The organism is Marinomonas arctica (assembly GCF_003259225.1).
GTDB lineage: Bacteria > Pseudomonadota > Gammaproteobacteria > Pseudomonadales > Marinomonadaceae > Marinomonas > Marinomonas arctica.
In genome coordinates this window covers 49,110-74,343 of sequence record NZ_QHJF01000030.1, presented here as the reverse complement: position 1 = coordinate 74,343, position 25,234 = coordinate 49,110, and the positions used below count along the sequence as shown (strand labels likewise).

At 40.0% G+C, this 25,234-nt stretch carries 26 protein-coding genes; 8 read left to right on the top strand and 18 right to left on the bottom strand.

The annotated features are described in order from the left end of the window. On the bottom strand, positions 1–154 hold a 154-nt coding region (gene tnpA, locus DK187_RS21595), incomplete at its 3' end, for an IS66 family insertion sequence element accessory protein TnpA (RefSeq protein ID WP_420870152.1). Between the two features lie 215 nt (positions 155–369). Here tnpA and DK187_RS21145 point away from each other — a divergent pair. Continuing rightward, positions 370–507 carry a hypothetical protein gene (locus tag DK187_RS21145; protein WP_162623541.1) on the top strand — a complete coding sequence of 46 codons (138 nt, stop codon included), beginning with the start codon at positions 370–372 and terminating at the stop codon, positions 505–507. A gap of 50 nt (positions 508–557) precedes the next feature. Here DK187_RS21145 and DK187_RS17015 read toward each other — a convergent pair whose 3' ends face one another. From DK187_RS17015 to DK187_RS16975, 10 genes are all read right to left on the bottom strand, one after another. Further along, positions 558–1,715: a hypothetical protein gene (locus DK187_RS17015; RefSeq protein ID WP_111608536.1), complete on the bottom strand. Its 1,158-nt coding sequence runs from the start codon at positions 1,713–1,715 to the stop codon at positions 558–560. Between the two features lies 1 nt (position 1,716). Continuing rightward, the gene (locus tag DK187_RS17010; RefSeq protein ID WP_111608535.1) at positions 1,717–3,030 is read right to left on the bottom strand and encodes a hypothetical protein; all 1,314 of its coding nucleotides are present in this window, start codon (positions 3,028–3,030) and stop codon (positions 1,717–1,719) included. Positions 3,031–3,037: 7 nt separating this feature from the next. Then, a complete protein-coding gene (locus DK187_RS17005) occupies positions 3,038–4,099 on the bottom strand; it encodes an OmpA family protein (RefSeq protein ID WP_111608534.1) in 1,062 nt (353 codons plus the stop codon). A gap of 384 nt (positions 4,100–4,483) precedes the next feature. Continuing rightward, a complete protein-coding gene (locus DK187_RS21140; protein WP_162623546.1) occupies positions 4,484–4,642 on the bottom strand; it encodes a hypothetical protein in 159 nt (52 codons plus the stop codon). Positions 4,643–4,896: 254 nt separating this feature from the next. After that, positions 4,897–5,283 (bottom strand): hypothetical protein, encoded by a 387-nt coding sequence (locus tag DK187_RS17000; RefSeq protein ID WP_111608533.1) that lies wholly within the window; start codon positions 5,281–5,283, stop codon positions 4,897–4,899. A 29-nt stretch (positions 5,284–5,312) separates the two neighbouring features. Then, a complete protein-coding gene (locus DK187_RS16995) occupies positions 5,313–6,086 on the bottom strand; it encodes a hypothetical protein (protein ID WP_111608532.1) in 774 nt (257 codons plus the stop codon). Positions 6,087–6,089: 3 nt separating this feature from the next. Then, positions 6,090–6,686: a hypothetical protein gene (locus tag DK187_RS16990; RefSeq protein WP_111608531.1), complete on the bottom strand. Its 597-nt coding sequence runs from the start codon at positions 6,684–6,686 to the stop codon at positions 6,090–6,092. A gap of 19 nt (positions 6,687–6,705) precedes the next feature. Next, positions 6,706–7,062, bottom strand: coding sequence for a hypothetical protein (locus DK187_RS16985; RefSeq protein WP_111608530.1), 357 nt, complete (start codon positions 7,060–7,062; stop codon positions 6,706–6,708). Between the two features lie 21 nt (positions 7,063–7,083). Further along, complete coding sequence (locus tag DK187_RS16980; protein ID WP_111608529.1) at positions 7,084–7,368, bottom strand: zinc ribbon domain-containing protein; 285 nt, start codon at positions 7,366–7,368, stop codon at positions 7,084–7,086. Positions 7,369–7,459: 91 nt separating this feature from the next. Next, positions 7,460–8,233, bottom strand: coding sequence for a complement resistance protein TraT (locus tag DK187_RS16975; RefSeq protein WP_162623545.1), 774 nt, complete (start codon positions 8,231–8,233; stop codon positions 7,460–7,462). A 370-nt stretch (positions 8,234–8,603) separates the two neighbouring features. Here DK187_RS16975 and DK187_RS16970 point away from each other — a divergent pair, with 370 nt between their 5' ends. Further along, positions 8,604–9,347, top strand: coding sequence for an autoinducer binding domain-containing protein (locus DK187_RS16970; protein ID WP_111608527.1), 744 nt, complete (start codon positions 8,604–8,606; stop codon positions 9,345–9,347). Here the strand turns inward: DK187_RS16970 and DK187_RS16965 are convergent. Together DK187_RS16965 and DK187_RS16960 are read right to left on the bottom strand one after the other, a co-directional pair. Continuing rightward, positions 9,342–10,613, bottom strand: coding sequence for a class I SAM-dependent methyltransferase (locus DK187_RS16965; RefSeq protein ID WP_162623544.1), 1,272 nt, complete (start codon positions 10,611–10,613; stop codon positions 9,342–9,344). The genes DK187_RS16970 and DK187_RS16965 overlap by 6 nt on opposite strands. Positions 10,614–10,897: 284 nt before the next feature. Then, positions 10,898–12,079, bottom strand: a complete 1,182-nt coding sequence (locus tag DK187_RS16960) for a hypothetical protein (RefSeq protein WP_162623543.1) — start codon at positions 12,077–12,079, stop codon at positions 10,898–10,900. Between the two features lie 1,007 nt (positions 12,080–13,086). Here DK187_RS16960 and DK187_RS16955 point away from each other — a divergent pair. The 3 genes from DK187_RS16955 (at position 13,087) to DK187_RS16945 (ending at position 17,450) form a co-directional block, all read left to right on the top strand. Next, positions 13,087–14,304 carry an MFS transporter gene (locus tag DK187_RS16955; RefSeq protein ID WP_111608524.1) on the top strand — a complete coding sequence of 406 codons (1,218 nt, stop codon included), beginning with the start codon at positions 13,087–13,089 and terminating at the stop codon, positions 14,302–14,304. A gap of 173 nt (positions 14,305–14,477) precedes the next feature. Continuing rightward, positions 14,478–16,628, top strand: a complete 2,151-nt coding sequence (locus DK187_RS16950; protein ID WP_111608523.1) for an FAD-dependent oxidoreductase — start codon at positions 14,478–14,480, stop codon at positions 16,626–16,628. A gap of 3 nt (positions 16,629–16,631) precedes the next feature. Next, positions 16,632–17,450, top strand: coding sequence for a DUF547 domain-containing protein (locus DK187_RS16945; RefSeq protein WP_111608522.1), 819 nt, complete (start codon positions 16,632–16,634; stop codon positions 17,448–17,450). Here DK187_RS16945 and DK187_RS16940 read toward each other — a convergent pair. Further along, positions 17,445–18,353, bottom strand: coding sequence for a LysR family transcriptional regulator (locus DK187_RS16940; protein ID WP_111608521.1), 909 nt, complete (start codon positions 18,351–18,353; stop codon positions 17,445–17,447). The genes DK187_RS16945 and DK187_RS16940 overlap by 6 nt on opposite strands. A gap of 130 nt (positions 18,354–18,483) precedes the next feature. On the opposite strand from DK187_RS16940, the gene DK187_RS16935 reads away from it, so the two are divergent. After that, positions 18,484–19,209, top strand: a complete 726-nt coding sequence (locus DK187_RS16935) for a sulfite exporter TauE/SafE family protein (RefSeq protein WP_111608520.1) — start codon at positions 18,484–18,486, stop codon at positions 19,207–19,209. Between the two features lie 2 nt (positions 19,210–19,211). Here DK187_RS16935 and DK187_RS16930 read toward each other — a convergent pair whose 3' ends face one another. The 4 genes from DK187_RS16930 to DK187_RS16915 all read right to left on the bottom strand — a co-directional run bounded on the left by DK187_RS16930 (position 19,212) and on the right by DK187_RS16915 (position 23,213). Next, positions 19,212–20,063 carry an ABC transporter permease gene (locus DK187_RS16930; protein WP_111608519.1) on the bottom strand — a complete coding sequence of 284 codons (852 nt, stop codon included), beginning with the start codon at positions 20,061–20,063 and terminating at the stop codon, positions 19,212–19,214. Beyond that, the gene (locus tag DK187_RS16925) at positions 20,060–20,896 is read right to left on the bottom strand and encodes an ABC transporter permease (RefSeq protein ID WP_111608518.1); all 837 of its coding nucleotides are present in this window, start codon (positions 20,894–20,896) and stop codon (positions 20,060–20,062) included. Before DK187_RS16925 ends, DK187_RS16930 begins: the two co-directional genes overlap by 4 nt. Positions 20,897–20,969: 73 nt before the next feature. Continuing rightward, on the bottom strand, positions 20,970–22,118 hold the full coding sequence (locus DK187_RS16920) for an ABC transporter substrate-binding protein (protein ID WP_111608517.1): 1,149 nt from the start codon (positions 22,116–22,118) through the stop codon (positions 20,970–20,972). Positions 22,119–22,127: 9 nt separating this feature from the next. Further along, positions 22,128–23,213, bottom strand: a complete 1,086-nt coding sequence (locus DK187_RS16915) for an ABC transporter ATP-binding protein (RefSeq protein WP_111608516.1) — start codon at positions 23,211–23,213, stop codon at positions 22,128–22,130. A 190-nt stretch (positions 23,214–23,403) separates the two neighbouring features. On the opposite strand from DK187_RS16915, the gene DK187_RS16910 reads away from it, so the two are divergent. Next, a complete protein-coding gene (locus DK187_RS16910) occupies positions 23,404–24,201 on the top strand; it encodes an MBL fold metallo-hydrolase (RefSeq protein WP_111608515.1) in 798 nt (265 codons plus the stop codon). Next, positions 24,201–25,229: a LacI family DNA-binding transcriptional regulator gene (locus DK187_RS16905; protein WP_111608514.1), complete on the top strand. Its 1,029-nt coding sequence runs from the start codon at positions 24,201–24,203 to the stop codon at positions 25,227–25,229. Before DK187_RS16910 ends, DK187_RS16905 begins: the two co-directional genes overlap by 1 nt. The last annotated feature ends 5 nt before the right edge of the window (positions 25,230–25,234 follow it).

The window sequence follows — 25,234 nt, the reverse complement described above, 5'->3', positions numbered from 1 at the left end:
GAAAAAGTGCTGGTCCAGGTGTTCGGAATAAACCGAAACAAGCGTTCGCAATCACCGAAATACGCACACAGAAAGCTTTGGCGGATAACCCAGATGACCGCCACTTTTCGATATGGGCAGCCCAAGTTTGGTTTAATATTGTGTTTGTGTTCATGTTGATAGCTCCGTCATTGATAGGGACGAAGCACAGTGTGGAAGGGACTAAGCACGAAAACTAGAGGCTGATTTAGTGACGCTTACAAAAAAGCCGAATTGGCGCCAGCGGTTTAGTAATCCACATGAACCAAAAACGTAGGTCTGATTAGCCGAGGCTCGAGGCGTGATCTGACGCACGAGGCGCTTATCGGTAAAAAATCGAGACGGTTTAAGATGAACAAAACGGCACATCACGCTGCGCTTATGATGCCCTACAAAATCATAGGCGGCTTGATGCTGATTTTGGATAATATTGGTTTGCACATGAAAGAACTGAAAAACCGAATTAACGTCAGTGGTTCTATTTTTTAAAATGGTCTGATAGATTATTTACCAGACCTTTTTTATTTTCGAGTATTAGATTAAAACTTTGATAAGTTAATAGGATGTTGGTAAGGGTTGCCTTGACTATCAATCACAGATTCGTCTTTGCCTCCTACATAACCTTTTAGACTTTTCAATGTACCTTCTATTTTTAGAACATCTTTTTTCCTAAATGCATCTTGATTTGATGACGCTAATATATCAGCATCTACAATGCAATTTTGACCGCTACACTTTACTTCACCTGAAACTGGCAAATACATATCCGCTATTTCTAGCCAACCATGTCGTATTTTACCATCATCACCAATAATCATTCTAAAAGCAGATGCTCCTTTAATACCATTTACTTGTACATAACCTTTATATTTATAAAAACTCCAATCAATGGTATTTTCTTCGACTGCTAACTGAGCCCCATATTGCTCAACATAAGCACCGGATAGTAAAAAATATTGGCTCCAGAAGTCACGGATATTTTCATTAATTTTAGTTTCGCTGTTCGTATAATTAATTCCGTAAATTTGGAAACTTGAATAATTTAGGAACGTTGGATAACGCTTAGCAACTGATTTTGCTGCCTCTAATGGGTTAAATGAATCAAGTTTAAAAAGCTCACTATTTTCTATCATGTCAGAAAAAATAATGACTCTGCTAAATATATCATCTACATTTAAACGTTTTGAATCGTAATAAAATGCCTCAATGAGTTTCTTACGAGGGAAAGAAGATGATGAAAAATTTGGAGCTGTTTCATGGCGCGTTTTTTGTAAGGGATAGCTTAAAGCTTTGATAACTTGTTTATCGAAAAACTTTTGGTCATTGGATAGGTTATCAGCAACACCACCTGTAAATAGACTGCCAAACCCTTCATTTTCTTTTAGTTGCTTTAAGCGTTCTTGAGTGAAAGATGGATAACAGGTTTCCCATATTAGTTCGACAGTGGATCCACCATTGTTAATATTTACGAACTGAATTTTTTCTCCAGGACGATATTTTACTTTGTTAAGAATATCCTTGTACCAATTAGGATCTTTAGAGGCAATAATATTTTGGTCTAAATAGATAACTGTTTGTCTACTTCCAGGTTCTATTTCACAGTATTTATCTAAATTTGTTGTTCTTAAAAGGCCTTCAGCCATTGCTATAGAAGACAATGTTGTTAACGTAGAAATTATTAATAATTTTTTAAACATATCAAATTGCCTCTAACGATAATGTATGACGAACAAAACTACTATCAACAGTAATTTCTTTCGACTTAAATTCATCTACCGATAATGCATCGGGACCAATTTTTATATCAAACATTGATCTGGTATTGAATTCAGTTATTAACATCGAATGATGCTTTTCTAACATATTATTTATCGAAGTTGATGCTTGATTTATGAGACTAGCTTCTTTTGCGGCTAAGCGATCAAGTAAGTTAGATATGTCTTTTATGTCTGTTTGATGACTAGCTAGTGAATTGGTTATTTTCTTAAGTTGCTCTTCAAATTCCTCTTTTATACGTTCAATTTCTTCTTGCAGTCCTCTGTCTGCTTTATGAAATTTTACCTTAGCATTTTCATAGTGTTTGAAAGCCTCTTGATAGTCTGGTCGAGGATCATGAGTGAAATATGATATAGCGACTCCAACAATCCATACCAATATATTCAATAAGGCGAATTGAGTTAGGACACCGATAATAGACTCGCTTTTATCATCTATACCAGCTAAAGCAACACTACCCGATTCTATAAAATTCTCTACTAATATGTCATATCTATTATAGGTTACTATAATAAGAGAAATTATTAGTAGCAAAGAAAAAAATGATTGTTTTATTATTATTTGTCGTTTTTCTTCTTTTTTTCTATGCTTAGCAAAAAGAGATAAACGTTGCTTTAACAAACCGCCATGGAAATGAGAAGCTAGTGCTATTGAAAGGGCAATCAGTACAGTTGCGCCAAACGCAATACCTGGAGGATATTTTGCACTGAAAGTTGAATAGTTTACGAACCATTCAATAAATCCAATAAGAGAAATTCCTATTACATATAACCAAATACGGCTTGCAACGGGAGGTTTTCCACCTAACTCTGCTCGCATATCTTCATAGCGTCGTTTTGTACCTTCATAATTTGCTTTTAAATCAGCATAATTATTATTTCGCATATATGAATCTTTCGCCTTAGATTTGGCATCTTCCATTTCTTCTGTCAATTTACGTCGTTTAATATCTAGTTCTGAATTAGACTGTTTTCCTATAATGCCTTTGGCCTTAAGTACAATATCATTACGCATATTAGCCCAACGGCCAAGCCTGTCTTTTATACTACCAATTGCTGCTTCTTCAATTCTATGTGTCCGATAATATTTGTCGGTATGTAATATTCTGGAAACACTGACTTCATTAATATCCTCATCCACAAGATGTGAAATATGAGACTTATCATGATGCCTCGTTGCTTCATCAACAGGAGACTCATTAATAAGCTTCTCAATTGATAGCTTTAGTTCTTCCATAAAAACCTCAGTCTTCGATTATATATTCTTTAGGGATTTTGAAACCTATACGCTTCTGAAATGTTAACTTCAGTAATGGCCGTATATCTACAGGAATTAGAAAGTCTTGGCGTAATTCTCCTATTTCAAGTAGGCTGTTTTTATCGTCAATAACTAACAATCTAGAGTCTACAGAATCCGGATAATCATTAAGTTCTTGATTAAGTTTTTTTAAGTCATTTAAATCAGGAGAGTAAGAGGAAAATGAATGCATATTCTTAATGTTCATCTCAGTATCTCTACCAGTTTTTCTAACATCAAATACATTAATTATTTTCCGTTTGCAGGTTTCACCATTTGGGCAACTTAGTTGCCTAAGATACGATTGGATAAGAGTTCGACTGTTTGCAGATATAATCTCAACTCTACGGTTAAGTTGCTTTCCTTCATCTGTGCTATTACTCGATTTAGGTATGTATTCACCAGCGGGTACAATGCTCAATTGAGATTCATTAACACTATTACTAATTAGAAAAGAAGCAACAGAACGAGCACGTCTCACACTCAAGCCATAATTATATGTCTCACTTCCGTCGGAATCTGTGTGACCTATCACGTAAAGGTATTTCCCGAAAGCTTCCATGCTATATAGTTTTGCGAAGCTATCTAGTAAGGATTTATCTGATTTTCTAACATCACTTTTGTTATAATCGAACATTAATGAGTTTGAAAAGTCTGCGACATAAATTGAGTTATTCTGACCAAAATTATAGCGTGCGAATTCAATATTTTTTTCTATAAAAGATGCTGTATCATTGATAGTGCTGGTGTCTATTTTATCTTTATGTAAAGTAAAATCGTGTCTAAGTGCTAAACTTACGGCATTACTACCTGATTCTTTTTTGTAAAATCCTAGTATTACTTTTGAATCTTCCTCTCGTTTTGGGAGAAGTTCTTCTATTTTTTGAGTAGGAGAAGGCTCTTCATGGTGTTCTACAGGAGCAATAGGAGTGTCTTTTTTGGAAGCACATGCAGATAGAAAAATAGTTAGAGTACTAAGGAGTATAGTTTTTTTCAAGCGATTATCCATATCTTTACCAAGCCATATCAAAGCTTTTTCTGCCAAATTATAGATGTAAAGATAGCGTAAAAATCATGCGGTAACAAGAGTTTAAGGCTACACATATTTAATGTTATGACATTGGCATTTTTGATGTTAGATGTTTTTCATCTTTTTATTCGAAATAACTTGTGATCAAGTTTATTTGCCTAAAATAACCACTTTGGAGTTTGTAACTATAAACTCCCCAGCCGATTCTTGACTAACTTGCTGCGCAATATCTACAGCTTTAGGTAAGATCACAAAGTAGGTGTAAGGGATCTTATTGATTTTTTCACCACGAAACCCATTGACATTAAGTTGGTAGGTTTGTAAATCAATATTTAATACCAGATTACGTCTATCAGCGAGCTTTCAAAAAAATGTACCAAGTTTATGCACACTACCAAAAGCAGATTTTAAACTTTTTTCATCTGTACTTTTTGGATATGCATGAAAGCTAACTCCACTGTTTTGATCATCAATAACCGCTTCTATGCGGTTTGTAGTAAATTGCCCTGATACAAAGGGCATGGCTTATCTTCGATTAGAGGATCCATTACTACAGCCTGTTGATTCAGGTAAGTCGTGTCTGAACCTATATTCTGCACAACCAAATTTCTTTATTACACTACTTAATACTTGAATAAAACCTTCTGACGCTAATTTTTCCTGTATGTAGAAATCACCATATACTGATTCTGGAAACAGATACTCTCTATACCTCATTTACTTTATTTATGTGTATGAGAGAAATTGCACTTGCTCTTTGTATGGCGAAAGGATTTTTATTTTTTGATTTTGCATGGTAATGGATATGAAGGTCTCAAATGAGCCTCTGGTAAAAGAGTTACTGTCTCATTATTACCTTTAACATTAATATTAATAGTAAGCATTTTTTTATTTTCAAATGAAAATCTATAATAAAAATCTGTTTCCAATGTACTCCCACCTGGCTCTACTGTATTTAACTTGCTTTTTTTGAATGTAAGTTTTCCAATGTTGTTAGGGTCTTTTTCCGTATGGATGTATGCGATTTTTTTATTATCGTCAGGAATTTCGATAAAAACTGATTCTCCTCTGTTTTTATCGAAACATTCAAATATTTTTTTATCATTAGCTATTGAAAGTGTACTGAAAAAAATAAGCGTTGTTGGAATGATGATTTTTTTCATTTTTTTTCTCCTAGTATTGTAATGTTTAATCATTTTCCTAAAATTAGTAATTTTGCCTTTTCTACTGAAAATCTGCCCGCCAATTCTTGATTAGATTGTTTGGCAATGTCGACTGCCTTTGGTAAGATCACAAAGTAGGTGTAAGGGATCTTGTTGATTTTTTCACCACGAAACCCATTGGCATTAAGTTGGTAGGTTTGTAAATCAATACTTAATACCAGGCTACGTCTATCCGCCAGTTTTCCAAAAAAAGTGCCCAATTCGTGTACACTGCCAAAAGCCGAATCGAGGCTTTTTTCATTGGTGCTTTTTAGGTAGGCATGAAAGCTAACATGGTTGTTTTGATCGTCAATAAAAGCGTCTATTCGGTTAGTCGTAAATTGCCCTGATACAAAGGGCATGGCTTCTCTTCGATTAGAGGATTCATTACTACAGCCTGTTGATTCAGGTAAGTCATGTCTAAATCGGTATTCTGCACAAGAGAATTGTTTGACCACACTACCAAGAGCTTGAATGAAACCATCGGAAGCCAGTTTATTTTGCAGATAACTGTCGCCATATACAGAGCTTGGAAACAGATACTGACTTAGTCCTTTAAGTGTGTAGGTATCGTTTAGTTGAATAGCATCCGCTCTTTCTATTGCTCTGGATACATTGCTAGGTTTAGAAGAAACAGATTCTCCTGATGGCCATAAAATGGCTTCGGAGAATCGAGGGTAGTTTCCAAGATGAAATTCATTTGAATGACCTGTAGATGTAAAATAAAATATAAAAAATGTATAAAATAATTTTAGATATTTCATGTTTTAATTTTTTTTCAGTTTGTAGTAATAAGTAATAAAAAATAAAGTAATTATCAGATGATATAGTAACCATAAAGCTGAATTGTTTATCGGAAAATTTAGATATTCTGGATTGAAATTTTTTAATTCACTGCCTATTTTATCTATTATGTCTACTATAGATATCAAAGCTGAAATTGATGAGGTTATAGATGAAATTAACAAAACCATGATAAATCTTTTTTTCGATACTGGACGGATTTTATCTAAAGAAATTAATGCGTAAAATATGATCATCATTATTGGTTGTATTAAATAAATAAAATCAATAAATAAGTTTATTTTATCGAATGATGCCAATTCTTCGATAGAATGTGAGTTGAAAAAATAAATCATTTTTATTGCATGTATTATTTCTAATGTAATGGAAAGAATACAAACAATGATGAAAAAAATTGTGTATTTTTTATTATATAAAAATGCTACGAAGAAAACTGTTAATGTTATTGCCATTACAGGAGAAATGTACCAGCTAATGTAGTAGTATGTATCGGACCTCATAAGTATAAATATAGATAAGGATAATAATATTGCTATGCATATCTTAAGATAAATTTTCATTTTTAAGCCTCTTTCTATATTATATATCAATGTCTAAAGCAGAGCTTTTTTTCTTAGATAAATTTTCTTCTATAGAAATTATTTTTTTCACTTCACAAAAATCATCTTCAATATTTTTGATGGGTTTTGTTTTTGCCGGTGTTCCATAGTAAAAAAATAAGCCTATTGTAATTATTATAAGAAGTTGAAAAATAAGTGTTTTATAATCTATTATATTAAAAACCGAAGTCTCTCTGCTAACCAGAAAACCTATTTCTTTTACTTTTCCAAATATAAGATTATATCCTTCATGACCTCTAAAGGTATAGGGTGGAAAGAGTATGCTTATTACCGAGCCTATCAATATAATGTATAAACCCACTTTTTTGGCATTCATTTATTAAGTTCCTTAATGATTTTATGGTATAGGATGTGTGTTTAAATCAGATTGACAGTGTTTACATATTTTTGCTTCAGATTTTACAAGCTCTGCACAGCTTGGGCATTTCCTCATACCACCAGTTTCTATCGCTCTTGCCTCAACTAGTTCGTTATTTTTAGGCATGACAAGGGCAATAATTAGGCCTATTACAGGTGATAGAATTAATGCCAAGAAGAAAAATAAAAATCCGGATCTGCCTTTTGAACTGGCGAGAAGGCCTACTAGTATTGAAAATACAATCCACAGAACGACTACAAACATGATTCTTACTCTTTATTGATATATTAAAAGCATTTAATAGGTCTCAACATGATGTACGGAAAGTATTGAAACCTATTTTTGAATAAAATTATTAAAGTAGCATCTCAGATAAGCTGTAAGCCGTTTTGTCTTGTACAGCAGGGAGCGCTTCTTCAATTTTGAGATTCATTTGATTGGCTGTCGTCACGATGCGAGTTTCGTAAATGATCCATTTATAGTTCTCACCACGTTCAACAGAACTTTTGGCAACGGTGAGATTTGCTGCATTTTGACCGCTCATACCTTTTGCACTGATGCTTTTCTTAGAGTTTTCTATAGCATCGCCATCTAAAGGTCTTTCTCTCAACTCAACATCCATGACGAAAGTGTAATAGACGTCTTCAACGAAAGAATCTGCTAAGAAACCTGCTACAGCGGTTAGTGCTCCTGCTTTTAAAGCATCTGAGTTTGAACCACCTGTTATAGCAGTAAGACCGCCACCAATAAGTGCACCTTCAGCCGCTCCTTTGTATCCACTAGAAAGTAGTTGATTAGCTTCATCGCCAGTCATCTTACTTGCTGAGAGAATGGTTGCATTGAGCATCAAATTTGCCTTTTCAGGATCCTCTGTTACCGTAAAGCCCTCTGTTTTAAGGTGTTCGACAATTTTCTTTTGCATATCTTGGCGCATCTGGTTTCCGCTTACGTCTCGTACTCTTGCATAGACTATGCGTTTTGAGGGGGAGACCGGTTCTAAGACAATAGAATGACTTAGACGCGATTCAACCGAAAGGTCTTGTTTTTTTGCCATGGTATTTACTGCAGAGCAACCAACAAGGGTATATAAGATCGCAAAAATTATGCTTGTTTTAAAAAATGTATTCATTACTACATATTCCTTCTCATTCATGAATTTGGTATAAATCATATTTTTCCGCAAAAATTCTCATCTTAACTGATTGGTAGTTACGAGTTTTTTACTATGTGTATCGCTGATACTCAACGATCATCTTTCAGATAGTGAATATTTTTCCTTATTCTGGCAATGTAGGAAATTACTCTTTCTTTACATTTTTGTGCACATTTTAGGTGATGAGAAGTGTTGATCGAAGGAAGTTGCTTTAGTGATATAGGCCATTCTATCTCCAAAAGAGAAGCTAACTTCTGAAGTCTGTCATGTTGAAGATGGATCTATATCCGAAGGCGTATGAAGACCAAGATAAATTGAGTTTTTAGATCATTTTGAGAAGATAACTATGGATGTGAGTAAGATAAGTTTTGCCAGTTCTGTTAGTGATAGTTTTGAGGCTTTGACTAATGAAATTAAAAAAATAGGTTTTGATGCTGTTCTTTATTCATTTTATCCAAGACCAATGTATTTAAACTCTATGGTTCAACCTGTCTTGCATTTTTCTGAAGGCTTCTCTTCATTTGTTTCACACTATATCAAGAATGACTATGGCAATAGTGATTTTGTATTGAGGTTAGCTAGTCAAGGTCGGCGGACTCCTGTTGATTGGTGGGAAGAAATAAGCTTAGGTAATGTTACGAAAGAGGAAAAGAAAGTGACTGTTGATGCTAAAGAAAATTTTGGTATCTACAATGGGCTTTCTATTCCTGTTTTATATGGGAAGTTTGCGATAGCTGGGATTTCAGTAATTACAATGAACCCTGAAAAGCAATATTTTCAATCCTTAAAAGCATCCTCTATGATTGAGCTGGAGAGGTTAGCTAGGTCTTATCACTATCAGGTGACTGAATCTAAAGAAGATCTTCGTTTTTTTATCGCTCCACTATTAGAAACATTTACACAAAAAAAAATAATGGTGCTCAAACATCTGTTAAATGGAGAAGTCTTAACAGAGATTGAGTCCCATTATCCTATAAGTCGTCGCTATGCGGAAAAACTTTTACTTAATATTAAAGAAGAGTTCGGAGGCATATCAACAAATGAACTGATGTATATGCTTGGAACTATTAATATAGATGAATATTTATAGCTGATTTTCTAACTCTAAACAGGAAACACCTCCAAGGAAAAAGTTGCTATGAGCGGAAATTACAGAGAAACCAGCCTTTTTTACTTGTTCAATTAGCTCCTCTATAGTTGGATAATTAGCCTTTTCTGAAATATCATAATTATATGAGAGGAATTTATCTAAATATGGATGGCCGAAACAATCTCTGATAACTAATCGGGTTAGTCTTTCTTTGTCAAATTTACTATTTGGGGTGACTAGAAAAAATCTCCCATTTTCAGAAAGTACGCCTTTTATATGGTTCAAGCATTTTTCTTTGTTATGCCAGCAATAATAACTAAGAGTGGAAACGATGGTGTCATATTTTCCTTCAATATTTTCTATGTTGGACAGAATAAGGTTGGCTTGTTTATAGGCTAACCTTTCTTTAAGTTCTGTGGCTAGTTCAATCATCCCTTCACTAACATCAATCCCAGTATAGCTAAGAGATTGAGGGTTTTCTTGAATAAATCCCATTATTCGACCTGTTCCACAACCTAGGTCTAGGATATGACCTTTTACCTTTGATGCTAATTCACTATATACTTGGTGTTGTACAGAGGTACAAACACCTAAATGATAAGTGCTGTACTGATTCCATATTTCTTTATTGAACTTGTGATCAGTTGTTCGCTTGGCTAATTTGTAGAATTTTTCCTGGTTTGCATTTATATCCCATTCTACTAAACAGAGTTCAGCTTTTTCCTTATCCCAGCTAAATCCCATATTTTCTGAAAGTATATTGACTGCCATAATTTTTTTATGTGATGAGTAGTTGCTTTTCTTCATCACGATAAGAATGGCATCCACATCTAGAATCTGTGCTACATCAAGTACTACTTTGTAGAGCAAAGGGAGCAAGACGCTTTTATTTTCTAGAATGAGCAGACGACCTAACTCAGCAAACTTTTTCCCTTCCCCCCTCATTTTATGTACTGATTCTGGTAATGATTTTTCTTCAGGAAACCCCTTTTTGGAATCTAATAATAGGCGAACTGTTGATGTTATGTTTCCTTTCGAATCTGTACTATAAAAGACATAGCCATCAGAATCTAAACCATCGTTATGAAAAGCTTTAACCTCTTCAGTGTTGTCTTGGTAGTAGTTTTTCCTAAGATCGATAATAGCTTGAATTTCCTCTTGGGTTTGCGCCAAATGAATACCATTGGGTAACTTGCTGAGTATACTTTCCTTAATCGATTTATAGGCATTATCTTTGGTTTGTAACATACTTACAGTGTTGATCATGTCATTCTCCGATTTCTGAGTTTTGGAGAAAGTATTTTTTTTCATAGGCCGTATTTTTACAGGCTGTAGGAAGTGTAACGAAAGTGTGCTGAAGGTGTAATGTAAGTGGAATTGAATTAAAAAGTATTTATAATTCAATGGATTATGTTTTGTTATAAGAGTTTAAATGATTTTAATCGTATTTAAAAATGCGACTTAAGATAAAAACTATCTCCTACTTTTCTGAAAATGATACTCATTCTAAGATGTCTCTAGCAAAGCTCAGTCCAGTAATGATTTTATTCCTATTTATCAGAGTCATAAGAAAATTTATTAGCCGTTATTTTTGTTATTTCCTTATCATCTGGTTGTTTTATATATAAGGTCACCGATGTATCCTTGAAGGCATTATAGTCTTGTTGTGGTGAGATACTTCTTAAATTAGGGCAGGCGAACCAAAAGCTAAAAGAATTTAACCCTTCTGAAAAATCTGCAGTATTTTGCATGCTGTATGATTGACCTTGACCTACATAAGTTTTTTTATCAAAAATACGTTCATTATTTACTTTTAAGGTGAGTTGGCACTTTTTGGGAAATTGTTGAATAAAGTGTTCACCAGATTGATAGTTAAGTTGAAAAATAAATTCTCCATTACCTTTTAAATCTATGTAGCCTTGATAATGCAAACCTACATCTCTATCTGCTGTAGAGTTGGCTATATTTTTATTTACTATATGGTCAACAAACGAGAAGACTCCACCTTTATTAAAGGGTAACCTAGCAACTTGTAGACCTTCTGGTTTGTCTGGTAGGCTTTTGTATTTATCTCCAAACGAATAAACATCTAATAAAAGCCCTTCAGATAAAACGGTAGCTGGTTTAGCGTCTGTTATCGGTTTTTGAACGGAAGTATCAGACTGATTTTTTATGACTTTTTTTAGTGTACTAATGGATGGTTTTTCAGAGAGTATTTTTTCATTTTTATTAGGTATCAATGAAATAAAATAAAGTGCAGACATTAATATGAAAGTGAATAGTACTGCTTTAGGGTTGATTATTTTTTTATATTTTTCAAGTTTAGGTCTTTCTTTTTCAGTGATGTCTAACTCTTGAGGTTCTGTGGCATTTTTTGAATCCGTTTTCTTATTTGCATTTTTCTTTATGGTATCATTTTCCACTTTTTGTTTTTCGATTTCTGAAAATGAATCCATCCACTGTTGTTGTACTGATTCATCACATATCTCTTTAAACATGAGTCTGATTGTGTTTCTAGCATAAGAGCTTGGGAATATATCATTGTTATATTTTTTAAGACTATCAGACGAGATAGTGGTGTGCCGATAAACACATTTAGTTAATTCTTCTGTTATCACAGAATAAGTCTCTTTCGTAATGCCAGCAAACGCCATAAAGGCATTTAATAATGCTCCTAGATTTCGAGTTTCTGGTGGTGATTGTGTTACCGTAGAGTATTTTTTTTTGTCCAAAAGAAAGTTCCTCATCCAAATCGAAAATAGTATTAAGTAAAAACGACATTGCAATTAATCTTATCCATTTTTATTGCACTGGTCATCCCTGTTTATTCGTAGTGACGCATATTGATAGTTTTTTTGTGCTTAGCGGGGGAGCGGTTCTTGGGGATTTCAAGATGAACAAAGGGACCCAAGCCGATTGCTCTCAACGGCCTAAGCGGCCAGTAGTTCTGAGGGCCAGCATCGAATTGATGCTTGAAAAGGAATTTAACTGTCACTGGCAATGCAAAACTGACTCACTTACAACAATTTAGGCAGAGATTAACTCTGCACGGTTTTTAGATTCGCTTCTAGTCATGTTACTTACCTGTATACAAAAGATTAAGTCGTAACTATGTAGTTATGATTTTCTTACAAAGGTGGTGAACCTTACATAAGGGTTTAGCATGTAATCTAACCTGCTAATCCTTAGATATAAAATTTTATATGTAAGCCGAATCTTAACTTTTGGACAGACGTAAGTAACGATCAAAAATATACATTCGGTTTCGCTGATACCCCGTTATCTCAACTAACACGCCATCATTTAGTAATTTTGTTAATAGTGACGAAGCGGCTTGGTCATTTAAGGAATCAAACTGAGTTCGATAAAGCCTTCAGTCATACAGTATCAATTAATCTCATTCGAGATTATAAAAAACTATATAAATCAATTAATTGTGGATCGGATGAATCGAGGAACGAAGATGCGTATTTGAAAACAATAGCGGCGAATGTCGCCAATCAAACCAACTCCCAACTCCCAACGCCCGATAACGGTCGTGCCTCCCTCATCAGGCCTACAAATTGGCTTGCGACCTTTTTTGTTTCTTTCTTATGTCGTTTCCTCTTTTGTTTCCGTAAATACCTGCCCCTCTTTGGTGCTTTTTGCTTTAGAATAGCGCACACAATTTGTCCGTAAGGTCAGTTTTCTTTTTCTTCATGCGCAGACAGTGTGATTCACACTGTTAAAAGGAATACCGATGTCCAGCTCTTCCTCTACTTCTAATGATTTTTCAATCACCGAGCCAAAAACCCAGTGGCTGAACGTTATCTTGCTGTGGGTGGCGGGGATTTCTGCGGCGATGCAGTTTGCTAAGTTTTCGGTGTCTTTCGATGATTTGCTTGCGCATTATCAAGCCGGTGCAACGTCAACCGGTGCGGCATTGTCTGCGGTTGGTATGGCGGGTTTAATCTTCGGGGTGTCGGCGGGCATGATCGCCAGTCGCGTTGGTTATTTGAAGGTGTTGGTTGGTGCTTTGTTGTTGGGCGGTGGTTTGTCTTTGCTGCAATCGACTCTGCCGTCTTTTCAGCTGTTGTTGGTGACGCGTATGTTGGAAGGTTTTTCTCAGTTAGGTGTGGTGGTTGCCGCACCGACGTTGATTGCAAAGTTAAGCGCGCCGCAGCATAAGTCGTTGACCATGGGGATTTGGGGAACCTTCTTTGGGGTCGCCTTTGCTTTATGTGGCTGGGCGGGAAAGAACATTTTAGATCAATACGGGTTGCAGACCTTGTTTCTGAGTCATGGCGTTTTTATTAGTACTATCGGTTTGGTGTTGTTCTTCAAGCTAAGAAAAAATCCGGTCTTGGATTTGGTACCAGTAACGGAAATGCAGGATGGCTTCTTGAGACAGATGATAAAAATTTATCAAAACCCTCGCGCCTTGCTCCCTAGCTGTGTGTTCTTGTTTTACACCTGCACCTTGGTGTCGGTATTGACTTATGTTCCTGGTTTGATTGGTGATTCGACATTGCAGAAATTGATGTTGGTGGTGTTGCCGCTCATCAGTACCGGCGGTACTTTTTTGGCGGGGGCGATTGCGCAATATTTGATGCGGCCGCAACGTGTGGCACTGATGGCGTATTGTGGTGTGGCGGTGAGCGTGGTCGTATTGTCATTAATCAGTGGTTCGCCTGAACTGTTCTGCGTTGTGGTTGGTGTGATGGTGCTGTTTCTTGGCATGGTGCCAGGTTCGGCGTTGGCGATGATTCCCACCCTTGCTCGCAATCCAAGTGAACAAGCACAAGGTTATGGTTTACTTGCCCAGTTTGGTAACATTGGCGCGACGGTTGGGCCACCAACATTTGCGACGGCGATTGCGGTTTATGGGCTTTCTGGCTTAGTTATGTTGGTGTTGTGCGTTTGCTGTTTTGGTGTGCTATTCAGTCTCTGGGCTGGGCGTATCAAAGCCACTGTTTAGTGTTTTTCTTGTCTTCTTCGGCTGTGCTGTCTAAGCAGCATAGCCTATATTCTCGCGCTCTTTCCTAAAAAAATACTGCCAAGTCCTGTAATAATATGGGACTCTGTGGTGTCTAATTCCTTGAGTTACACTTATTTATCACGGTCGAATTGCAAAGCGCTTTCGGAGTACGAATGAAAAAAATTGGATTGCTGGTTTTGATTGCCGCCTTGGCGGTGGGTTTTTTCTATTTTGACTTGAACCAGTTGTTGACACTGCAAGGGCTAAAATCCGGTCTGGTAACCTTTGAGGCGTGGCGCAGTGACAGCCCAGTTTTTGTCGGTGGGGGCTTTTTGCTCTTGTACGTGATTGTGACGGCGTTGTCTTTGCCGGGCGCGGTGATCATGACCTTGGCCGCTGGTGCCTTGTTTGGCTTGCTGTGGGGTACGCTGATTGTGTCGTTTGCCAGTAGCATTGGGGCGACCTTGGCATTTTTGGTGTCGCGTTACTTATTGCAAGACGCAGTGCAGTCGCGCTTTGGTGATCGCTTAAAAGCCTTTAACGAAGGCGTTGCACGAGACGGTGCCTTTTATTTATTCACCCTTCGTCTTGTGCCGATCTTCCCTTTCTTTTTGATTAACTTGCTGATGGGTTTGACTGCAATTCGTGCTTTGACCTTTTACTGGGTGAGCCAAGTGGGCATGTTCGTTGGTACTGTGGTGTATGTCAATGCGGGCACACAACTGGGGCAACTGGAAAGCTTATCTGGCATTTTATCGCCTTCTTTGTTGCTGTCTTTTGTGTTGTTGGGCGTGTTTCCGCTGATGGCGAAGAAAATTCTGGATGTTATTAAAGCACAACGTGTGTATGCGGGATTCACCAAGCCCAAATCCTTTGATCGTAATTTAATTGTGATTGGCGCAGGGGCTGGCGGCTTAGTAAGTGCTTACATAGCGGCCACAGTGAAAGCCAAAGTCACCTTGATCGAAGCCCACAAAATGGGGGGCGATTGTTTGAATTATGGTTGTATCCCAAGTAAAGCATTGATCAAGAGTGCGAAAGTCGCCCATCAAATGCGCCATGCTGAAAACTATGGTTTAAACAGCAGTGAGCCGACGTTTTCGTTCAAAAAAGTCATGCAGCGTATTCACGATGTGATCGCAAAGATCGAGCCTCACGACAGCGTTGAGCGTTACAGCAAAATGGGCGTCGATGTTGTACAAGGTTACGCCAAATTGATTGATCCGTGGACAGTCGAAATTCAGCTGAACGAAGGCGGCACACAGCGTTTAACGGCGCGCAGTATTGTCTTGTCAACGGGGGCACGTCCTTTTGTGCCGAATTTACCGGGCTTGGAAGAAGTGGGTTATTACACTAGCGATACTCTGTGGGAAGCGTTTGCCAAGTTAGACGAGCCACCGAAGCGGCTGGTGGTGTTAGGCGGTGGACCAATTGGTTGTGAATTGGCGCAGAGTTTTGCACGCTTGGGGTCTAAGGTGACGCAAGTAGAGCGCTCCGCTCGCATTATGAGACGAGAAGACGAAGACGTGTCGGTTCTGGCGCAAGACAGCCTCATTCAAGATGGCGTGATTCTGCTGACCTCCCACCGTGCTGTGCGCTGTGAGAAGGAAGGGGATGTGAAGCGTCTGATTGTTGAGCACGAGGGTCAAGAGTCGGTGGTGGAGTTTGATGCGTTGATTTGTGCGGTGGGCCGCGAAGCGCGTCTTGAAGGTTATGGCTTGGAAAACCTTGGCATTGAAACCAAAGGCACGATTGTCACCAATGATTACCTTGAAACACTTTATCCGAATATTTTTGCCGCAGGCGATGTGGCAGGCCCTTATCAATTTACTCACGTGGCGGCTCATCAAGCTTGGTACGCGGCGGTGAATGCTTTATTTGGTACCTTTAAAAAATTCCGTGTCGATTATCGAGTCATTCCTTGGACCACCTTTGTTGATCCTGAAGTCGCGCGAGTGGGCTTGAGTGAGCAAGACGCCAAAGACAAAGGCATTGCCTACGAAATGGTGCGTTATGAATTAGATGATCTGGATCGAGCCATTGCCGATAGTGCCGCGAAAGGCTTTGTGAAAGTGCTGACGGTGCCGGGTAAGGATAAGATCTTAGGCGTCACTATTGTGGGCGAGCACGCTGGAGATTTGTTGGCCGAGTTTGTGTTAGCAATGAAGCATGGCCTTGGCCTGAATAAAGTGCTTGGCACCATTCATACGTATCCAACATGGGCAGAGGCCAATAAATACGCCGCAGGCGAGTGGAAACGCGCTCATGCGCCACAGCGTATTTTGAATTGGTTGGAAAAATACCATACTTGGCGTCGAGGTTAAGCGATGAAAAAACGTCGACTATGGGTTTTGACTCTCTTGAGTTTTACGGTGTTGGGTTTGTTTAGCTCTCTGGCTAGCGCGGAAAATACCTTCGATCATGGTCAATGGGATGCTTTGTTAAAACAGCATGTGCTGCCACTAAATGGCGGTCAAGTCACTCAAGTTGATTATCAAGGTTTTGCTGATGACAAGGTGCCGTTAGAAGGGTATCTGGCTGAGTTATCTCAGGTGACTCAGGTCGAGTTTGATGCTTGGTCTGAAGACGAGCAATTGGCTTTTTTGATCAATGCCTATAATGCATGGACGGTGGCGTTGATTCTGACCAAGTGGCCTGATGTGGACTCGATCAAAGAACTGGGCCGTTTGTTTAGCTCGCCATGGAGTAAGTCGTTTATTCCGCTTTTAGGGGAAACTCGATCTTTGGATGAGATCGAACACGTGATGATTCGCGGCTCTGATCGTTATCAAGACCCACGTATTCATTTTGCGGTGAATTGCGCCAGCATCGGTTGTCCAGCATTGCGTAACCAAGCCTATACCGGAGGGCAGTTAGAGGCTCAGTTAGAGCAACAAACACAGCTTTTCCTCGAGGATCGCAGTCGAAATCGAATAGAAGGCGGCAAATTAGCGCTTTCCTCGATTTTTAAATGGTATCGAGAAGACTTTGAAAAAGGTTGGAAAGGGTATGACTCACTGGAACAGTTTCTAGTGAACTACGCGGTTTCTTTGTCTCTCAGCCCTGAAGACATAACACAGCTCACAGAGAAAAAGATGTCGATCCGCTTTTTAGATTATGACTGGGTGTTGAATAAAACCTTATAAATCCGATCCTGTGAAGGGGGAAAAACTCTTCATCATTTCCCAAAAAAGATTCGCCTGATAACTTTGTGTTTGATGGCGTAAACGAATCATAAAAATAGGCAGCTGATTGTGTGAGGTAAAGTTTTCCACTTCAATCGGCACCAGTTGACCATTATCCAATTCGGCTTGAATGCAATGCCTTGGCATTCTCGCCCAGCCAAGACCGTGTAATAGCATGGTTTTTTTGGCTAAAAAATCATTGACGTACCAACGCTTTCCCGTTGGTAAAATATATCTATGGCCATTTTCAGGCGAATTTTCTGCGGTATTGGTGACCAGTATTTGCGGTACGGCGTACAATGATTGTTGTTTGATTTTGGCGTCATTTGCATTGATATTGCTGAGTAAACTGGGGCTAATCACCGTTATCATGCTGATTTTGTTGAGTTGAATAAAAGCATGTCGGTCATCGAGTCCGTATCTTGGACCAATGGCAATTTCGCATTTATTTTTTGCCAGTTTTTCTTGAATGCCATGAAGGTGATCTGTGGTGATGTCTAGGGCGATGTCCGGATATTGGTTTTGAAAGGCTTTGATTCTTGTCATGCAATCCTCGTCGAGACCCATCTGGCTTAAACTAATGTGCAGGGGAGCTTCTGTGCCTTGGGCAAGATCGTGACCTAAGTTTTCCAGTTGCAGTACTTGCGACATGAGCTTTTTACTTTGTTGAAAAAAAGCGTGACCTTCTGTCGTTAATGTTGGGCGATAGCTGTTTCGATCAAATAATTGGATGCCGTATTGTTCTTCTAAGGCTTTGACCGCGGCGCTGATCCCCGGTTGAGTTTTATGGATAGAGTCTGCCGCGGAACGAAAACTTCCTGTTTCGACGACCGCAATAAAGGCTCTTAGCTGATCCAATTTCATAATGTTCACCACATGATCATTTATTTTGATCGTTTTAATAATAAAACGAGATTATTTATTGTTCATTATATGTCTTATGATGACTCACATAAACGAAGATTATTTTTATCAATGAACAAGGAGAGAATAAGTGGACTCTGCATTTATTGTGCTATTTTTAGCGGGATTAATGACCGGTTTTTCTAAGTTTTCAGTCGGTGGTATGGGCTTGTTGGTATTGCCTATTGTGATGATCGCCTTTCCAGGCCCTGAAGCTCTGGGAATGATATTACCCTTGTATATCATTACCGATATTTTGGCGGTATGGAGCTATCGATCTAAAATAGCATGGTCAGTGCTGGCGCGTTTTTTGCCTTTGGCTTTTTTGGGCGTGCTGGTCGCCAGCCAGCTGTTGGCTAACATCAACGCCGACCAATTTGTGAGCTTTTTAGGCTTGATGATTATTGTGATGATCGCTTTGGGCTTGTATCTGGATTTTCGTCCGGCCTCGTTCATGCAAAAACCATGGGCGGCTTACTCCATGGGCTTTTTTGGCGGTATTGTGACTATGATGGCCAACGCGGCGGGTCCCATTTTTAGCTTGTTTTTGCTTGAGCAGAAACTGAGTAAAGAGACGTATGTGAGTACCCGAGCGTGGGCATTTTTTATCATTAACGTGGTGAAGTTGCCCTTTTATATCAGCCTAGGTTTACTAACCCTGGAAACGACACAAGCCAGTTTGTATGCCGTGCCAGGGCTAATGGTCGGTTCATTTATTGGCTATCACTTTTTGAAAAAAGTGAACCCAGTTCAGTTCAAATGGATGATCCGCATTATGTCGATGATTGCGGCCGTGAAGTTGTTTCTTTTCTCATAGTGTTATTTTCCCAGCTTGGACAACATGTCTGGCCGCATAAATTTCGTAATGATGACCATGAATAAAACGGAAGGCACTAACAGAATTAATGCGGTAATGGACGCGATTTGATAGTTACCTTCCATGCTGGCGGTGTAGAGCAACAGCGGCAAGGTGCTAATATTGGGTGAGCCTACGAAGAAGGTGCCAGTGAATTCGTCTAATGACTCTAAGAAGACAAAGATTGCACTGGCAATGATTCCCGGAGCGGCTTGCGGTAGCACAATATGAAAAAAGGTATAAAAGGGACCCGCACCTAAGTTTCGAGACGCTCGCTCTAACATGGGGTCTGTGGTGGAAAATGCGGCCACACTGATCCAGATTGAGAACATTAAGCCGTGAACACTGTGTACTATGATGACACCTAAAAAGGTGCCATTTAGACCAAAATCGTAAAAAATCCGCGCAATATTGATATACACCGTGAGGTTTGGAAAGGCTTGGGGGAGCAAAAATAGCAACATCCAAAAGACTCGTAAGGGCAGCGTTTGCTTAGATAGTGCATAGCCTGCGGGAACCGAAACGAGTAAACAGACGATCACCGTTAGCACGGCAATGAATACACTGTTAAAAAGAGAGCCTGAGACGTCACTGTAGGGGTTAAAAACTTGGTGCCAGTATTTCAACCCCCACTGCGTTGGCAAGGCGTGTGGAAAATACCAACGTTCTGCAATGGTCCAAATTAATAAGTTCAGAATAGGCCCAAACAACACCAATGCTAGCAGCAATATAAAGAGACACTGTAGCCAAAAGTTGGCTTGAAAATAACGCTTGTTGAATCGCTTAGTCAGCAAGTGAATGGGGGAATGAATCATGACTGAGCTCCTTTTTCTTTGAGGTTTTGACGTAGGTAAAACCACGCTAAAACAGCGCAAATACTGTACGACACCAAGCCTAGTGCGTTTGCTACATGATAATCGCCATAGGAGTTGATACGAAACGCCATATCGGCGGTCATCATAGTCGGTGTGCCTGTTCCTATCATCAGTGGCACAGACAGCACAGACATAATGGTGACGGTTGATAACACCATGGCAACACCTATGGTTGGAGCGATTTGCGGTAAGATTATTTGCAACAAAATACGCCAACGAGACGCACCTAAATTACGTGCTGCGCGTATTTGACTGTCGTCTAAGGCGGCCATGGCCCCAGCAATTAATAAGGTTGAAAAAGCTAATTGTTTCCAGACAAAGGTGATAATAATGCCGCTCCAACCCAGAAAAGACACGGTTTCCATGGGGGTTAATAAGCCACTGGCGATGAAGGTATTATTCATTAAGCCATTTTTCGCCAAAAAGGTTCGCATCATCTGCGCGGTGACAATAAAAGGAATAAACAAGGGTAACCGATACAGAAAGCCGAGCGTTTTGGACAAGGTTCGAAAAGGCGATAACGTTATGATTCCGGCAATGGTAATCGATAAAACCGCCAGTATTGCCACGCATATCAATACAATAAGAATGGTAAAAATAATGTCCTTTGAGTAAAGCTCGAAGGCCTTATTAAGGTGCGCTAATGTGAGTTCACCACTGTCTAAGGTGACGGCCGAGTAGAGTGAAAAGCACAAGGGGTATAAAAAGAAAATACCGACCATGAGCGCCGCAGGGGCGATTAACCAAAGAAAGTGTGATGTCGTTCGACGCATGTTTATTTCCACTAACCAACACGATAAAAATGGCCCTAAGCAGGGTGCTTAGGGCGTGTGTGACAAAGCGTGATTAATTTGACACTTTGCGTTCGTATCCTTCTTTGATGTCATCAAAGTAAGGTCCGATTGGGAAGCTCTTGCCGTATTGAGATAAGTCTTCTGGTGTGATCTCTGCAAACAGCTTATTCCAAGTGGCTTGGTCTAATTTTCCTTGCACGTGATTGGCATCAATGCCCGGATACCAGTTGAATTGTTTTACAATACCTTCTGCTTGAATCTCTGGGCTGGTGGCCAATTCGATGAATTCACGAGCCAGTTCTGGGTGTTCGGCTTTCGTTGGTGTCACGTAGTACATGGGTTGTCCCGGCATTCCAGGGGCAATCAATGAGAGTTTTATGGATGGCGGAATCTTGCCTTGCTCTTTCCAGCTGTAGAACATATCTACCCACACCGGTCCCATGAATATCTCGCCACGGTTTAGCATGTCTAATGTGCCCGCGTTACCTGGTGTAAAGGTAATGTTTTTGTTGAACTCTTTAAGCTGAGCAAAGGCTTTGTCCCACGAAGCGGCTAGGTTCTGATCATAAGGCATGGCTGATAATGTCTCTGCATCGGTGCCATAGGCATAAATCCAGCCGGTAACGAAGCTCACGCCAGACATGCCGTTTTTGATGCCGTTGTAGCCAAACGCTTTTGGATTTTTTTCTGTCCATGTGACCAATTCATCATAGGATTTTGGTGGGTTGCTAACAAAATCACTATTGTATGCGATGGCTGTTTGACTGTGGAACATGGGCATCACGTAACCATCAACATTGATGCCTAGCGCATTGACTGCACTGTCTCGTGTGACCATTTTTCCTGTATTGATGTCTTGGCGATAGGTTGCAAGCAAGCCATTTTTTACCAGTTCGCCACCAATTTGCTGGTGAACAACGGCCACATCGATGTCCCATGTGTTTAGGCCACTGTCTTTTTGTGCGGAGAGCTTTTCCATGATTTTATGGGAGCCCGCATCGCCAGGGCCGGTGCCAACCACATTGACCTTTACGCCAGGGTGTGCGGCTTCAAATTTTGGGGCAAGGTAGGTTTTCACGTAGTCGACCATATTTTGACTACCAGCAGACACAACATTGAGTGTGGTTTCTGCGTGGGCAAAAACGGCTAACTGGGTGAGACTTAGCGTAGCCACTACGGCCATTTTAGTGTTAGCAAACATGACTTATCCTCATTGATTTGATAAAGGTGACAACGAATGTTGAGGCGCTGAATTTCCCGCCTCAGTGGCGAAGATATGCAGAGCATCGGTAGGGACACGTAAGAGAACGGGAGTGTGTTCAGGCAGATGCTGATCATGATTTGCCTGTATGGTGTGCGTCCCGCAGCGCACACTAATTTGGTAGTTATTGCCAAAGAAAACGCTTTGCTCGACGGGGCCTTCGATGAGTAGTCCCATGTTTGAAGGGTTAACGTCTACGTTAGTCGCTGGTGGTCGGGTTGAGACAAGTGCATTTTCGCTGCGAAAGTAAATCTCGGCCTGAGTGATGGTAGGGTTGATGTTTAAGGTAATCGCCGCATTCTGAATCGGCCAAGTTAAGTGATTATCCGCGCCCATGAAATCCGCCACAAATGGTGTCTTGGGACGATGATAAATATCTTCTGGGGTGCCTATTTGTTCTATCGTGCCATGATTTAACACCGCGATGCGATCCGCCATGACAAGGGCTTCTTCTTGGTCATGGGTGACGATTAATGATGTGAAACCCAGTTGCTTTTGTAGGGCTTTGATCTCATGACGTACACTTAATCTGACTTTGGCATCCAGATTGGAAAGAGGCTCATCTAATACCAAAACGTCAGGGCGAATGGCTAAGGCGCGAGCGAGGGCAACACGTTGGCGTTGCCCGCCTGAAAGAGCCGTGACCCTATCGTTTTCTAATCCTTCTAGTTTGACTATCTTCAACAGTTCTGTGACGCGAGTTGTGATGTCTGCGTGCTTCATTTTCTGCACTTTAAGCCCGTAACCAATATTTTGGGCAACGGTCATATGGGGCCAAAGGGCGTAGCTTTGAAAAACCATGGTGATATTACGTTTTTCTGCTGGCCGCTTGGAAATGGCTCGGTTGGCGACAAAAATATCGCCTTGGCTAACCGGAATAAAGCCACATAATGCGTTTAATAGTGTGGTTTTTCCGCAGCCGGATGGGCCAAGCAGCGCAATCATTTCGCCTTGTTCGACGGCAAGATTAATGTTTTTCAAAATCAACTTGTTGCCATAGCCAACCTGTAGATTTTCTATATGTAAGTGCGCCATACCTGCTCCAAGCCGATAAAAAGGTCGATAAAACGAGAGTCGGGTGATTTTTTTACTTTTTTTCATCAAATGAACACGTGTTCAGCTTATTGTAAAAAAAATGCAATCTGTAACCGACATTATGGTGGCCTACTTTGTCGGATCTTTGTGACAATTTAATTAAGCTAAAAAGACATCTTAGTGAGGCGGTATGAAAATTGATGTAATAGGCAGCGGCAGTGCGTTTTCAAAACGTAATAATACCTCTTCGATTCGCGTAATAGATTCTTTACAAAATCAATGGCTTATTGATTGTGGCCCGACGGTGCCAAGGGCAATTTGGCAACGAAATATCGGTGTGAATGAGATAAAGGTGATTTATTTTACCCACATTCATCCCGATCACAGCTCTGGATTGGCGGCCTTAATTAATCAATGGAAAAGTTTTAAGCGTACTGAGCCTTTGACCATATTTTGTCAAGCGGAGCAAAAGCAACCATTACAGGCATTAGTGGCGTTGGCGGTTTGGCCTGAGACCCAGTTGTGTTTTGAGATTGATTGGCAAGATATTAGTGCGGCGTTTACTTGGCAGCACTGGCAAATCCGCACCGCTGATACTCAGCATGAAATGGCGAACAAAGCGATTCGTATTACCATTGGTGAAAAAACACTGTTTTACAGTGGTGATGGTCGGCCAACAGCAGCGAGCCAAGCGTTAATGCAAGGTGCCGATCTTGCTTTTCAGGAGTGTGCTTCTTTTGATGCGCTGCCTGAGGACGCTTCTCATGGTGACTTGCCTGATTGTTTACGCTTATTGGCTGAAACTGCGGTGTCAGCATTAGGGCTTTATCACTGTTTTGATGAGGCGATTGCTCATCTTGTTAGGGCTGTGGATCAAACAGAGAAGGCTTTTATTAGCCGAGATGGTTTGGTTATTGACCTAGGTAACGAGGATTTTCTACCTGGTTTGATGCACGACACATCGATAATTGAAAGGGAGATATTTTAATGGGGAGTCGCAGTCATCGCTCTGTTACCGCGCAAGATGTGGCAAAACTGGCCGGTGTTTCTCGCGCCTCAGTTTCTAGGGTCTTTGGTAATCAAGGTAACGTAGCGCGTGAAACGCATGAGAAGATAGTAAAAGCGGCGAATGAATTGGGCTATCAAGTGAATTTTTTGGCTCAGGGTTTAAACCGCAAACGCAGTCAGTTAATTGGTGTCGTGGTCGCACGTTTGAGTGATCCTTTCCGTAGTAGCTTGTTGGAAGGGCTGTTAAATGAAATTCAGCACAAGGGTTATCAGGCTCTTGTAACCGAAGTACGGGGCGCAGAAGAGTTGGAAACGACCATGCGACGTTTTACGCAATTTCGCGTGTCTGGGGTGATTGTTACCTCTGGTCAGCCGCCTGCCGAATTGGTTAAAGAATGCGTACAACATGGTATTCCTGTCGTGGGGATTAACCGTCACATGGATATTCCTGATGTGGATTTTGTCTGTTCTGACAATAAGATGGCGGCCTTGTTGGTGGCTGAACAACTTATGCGTTGTGGTTGCCATTCTATTGGTTGGTTGAATTATCAACAGTCGACGTGGTCTGGTATTAACCGAGGTGACATGTTTCGTCAGGCGATGACGGAAAAAGGGCTGCTTGGTGACTGTGACTTTCAGCACATTATCGCTGAAGCCGATGGTTACGAAGGCGGAAGGCAAGCCGCTCATCGATTTTGTGCAGAAGGCAAAAAACTAGATGGTATTTTTTGTGCCAATGCGCAGCTTGCTTGTGGTTTTTTGGATGGTATGCGCGAAAACGGTTTGGATGCACCAACCGATTTTCACATTATTGGCTTTGATAATACCCCCCAAACCGCGCAATACAGCTATCGCCTTACCACGATTCATCAAGATGTGACCGAAACGGCGAAGCGCGTGTTGTCTTGTTTAGAAGCCAGAAGCCATGATCCACGCATTGTTCAACGCATGGAAAAAATTCCGGTAAAGCTGGTGCTGAGAAATACGTCACCGGGTCAGAATGAATAATAAAA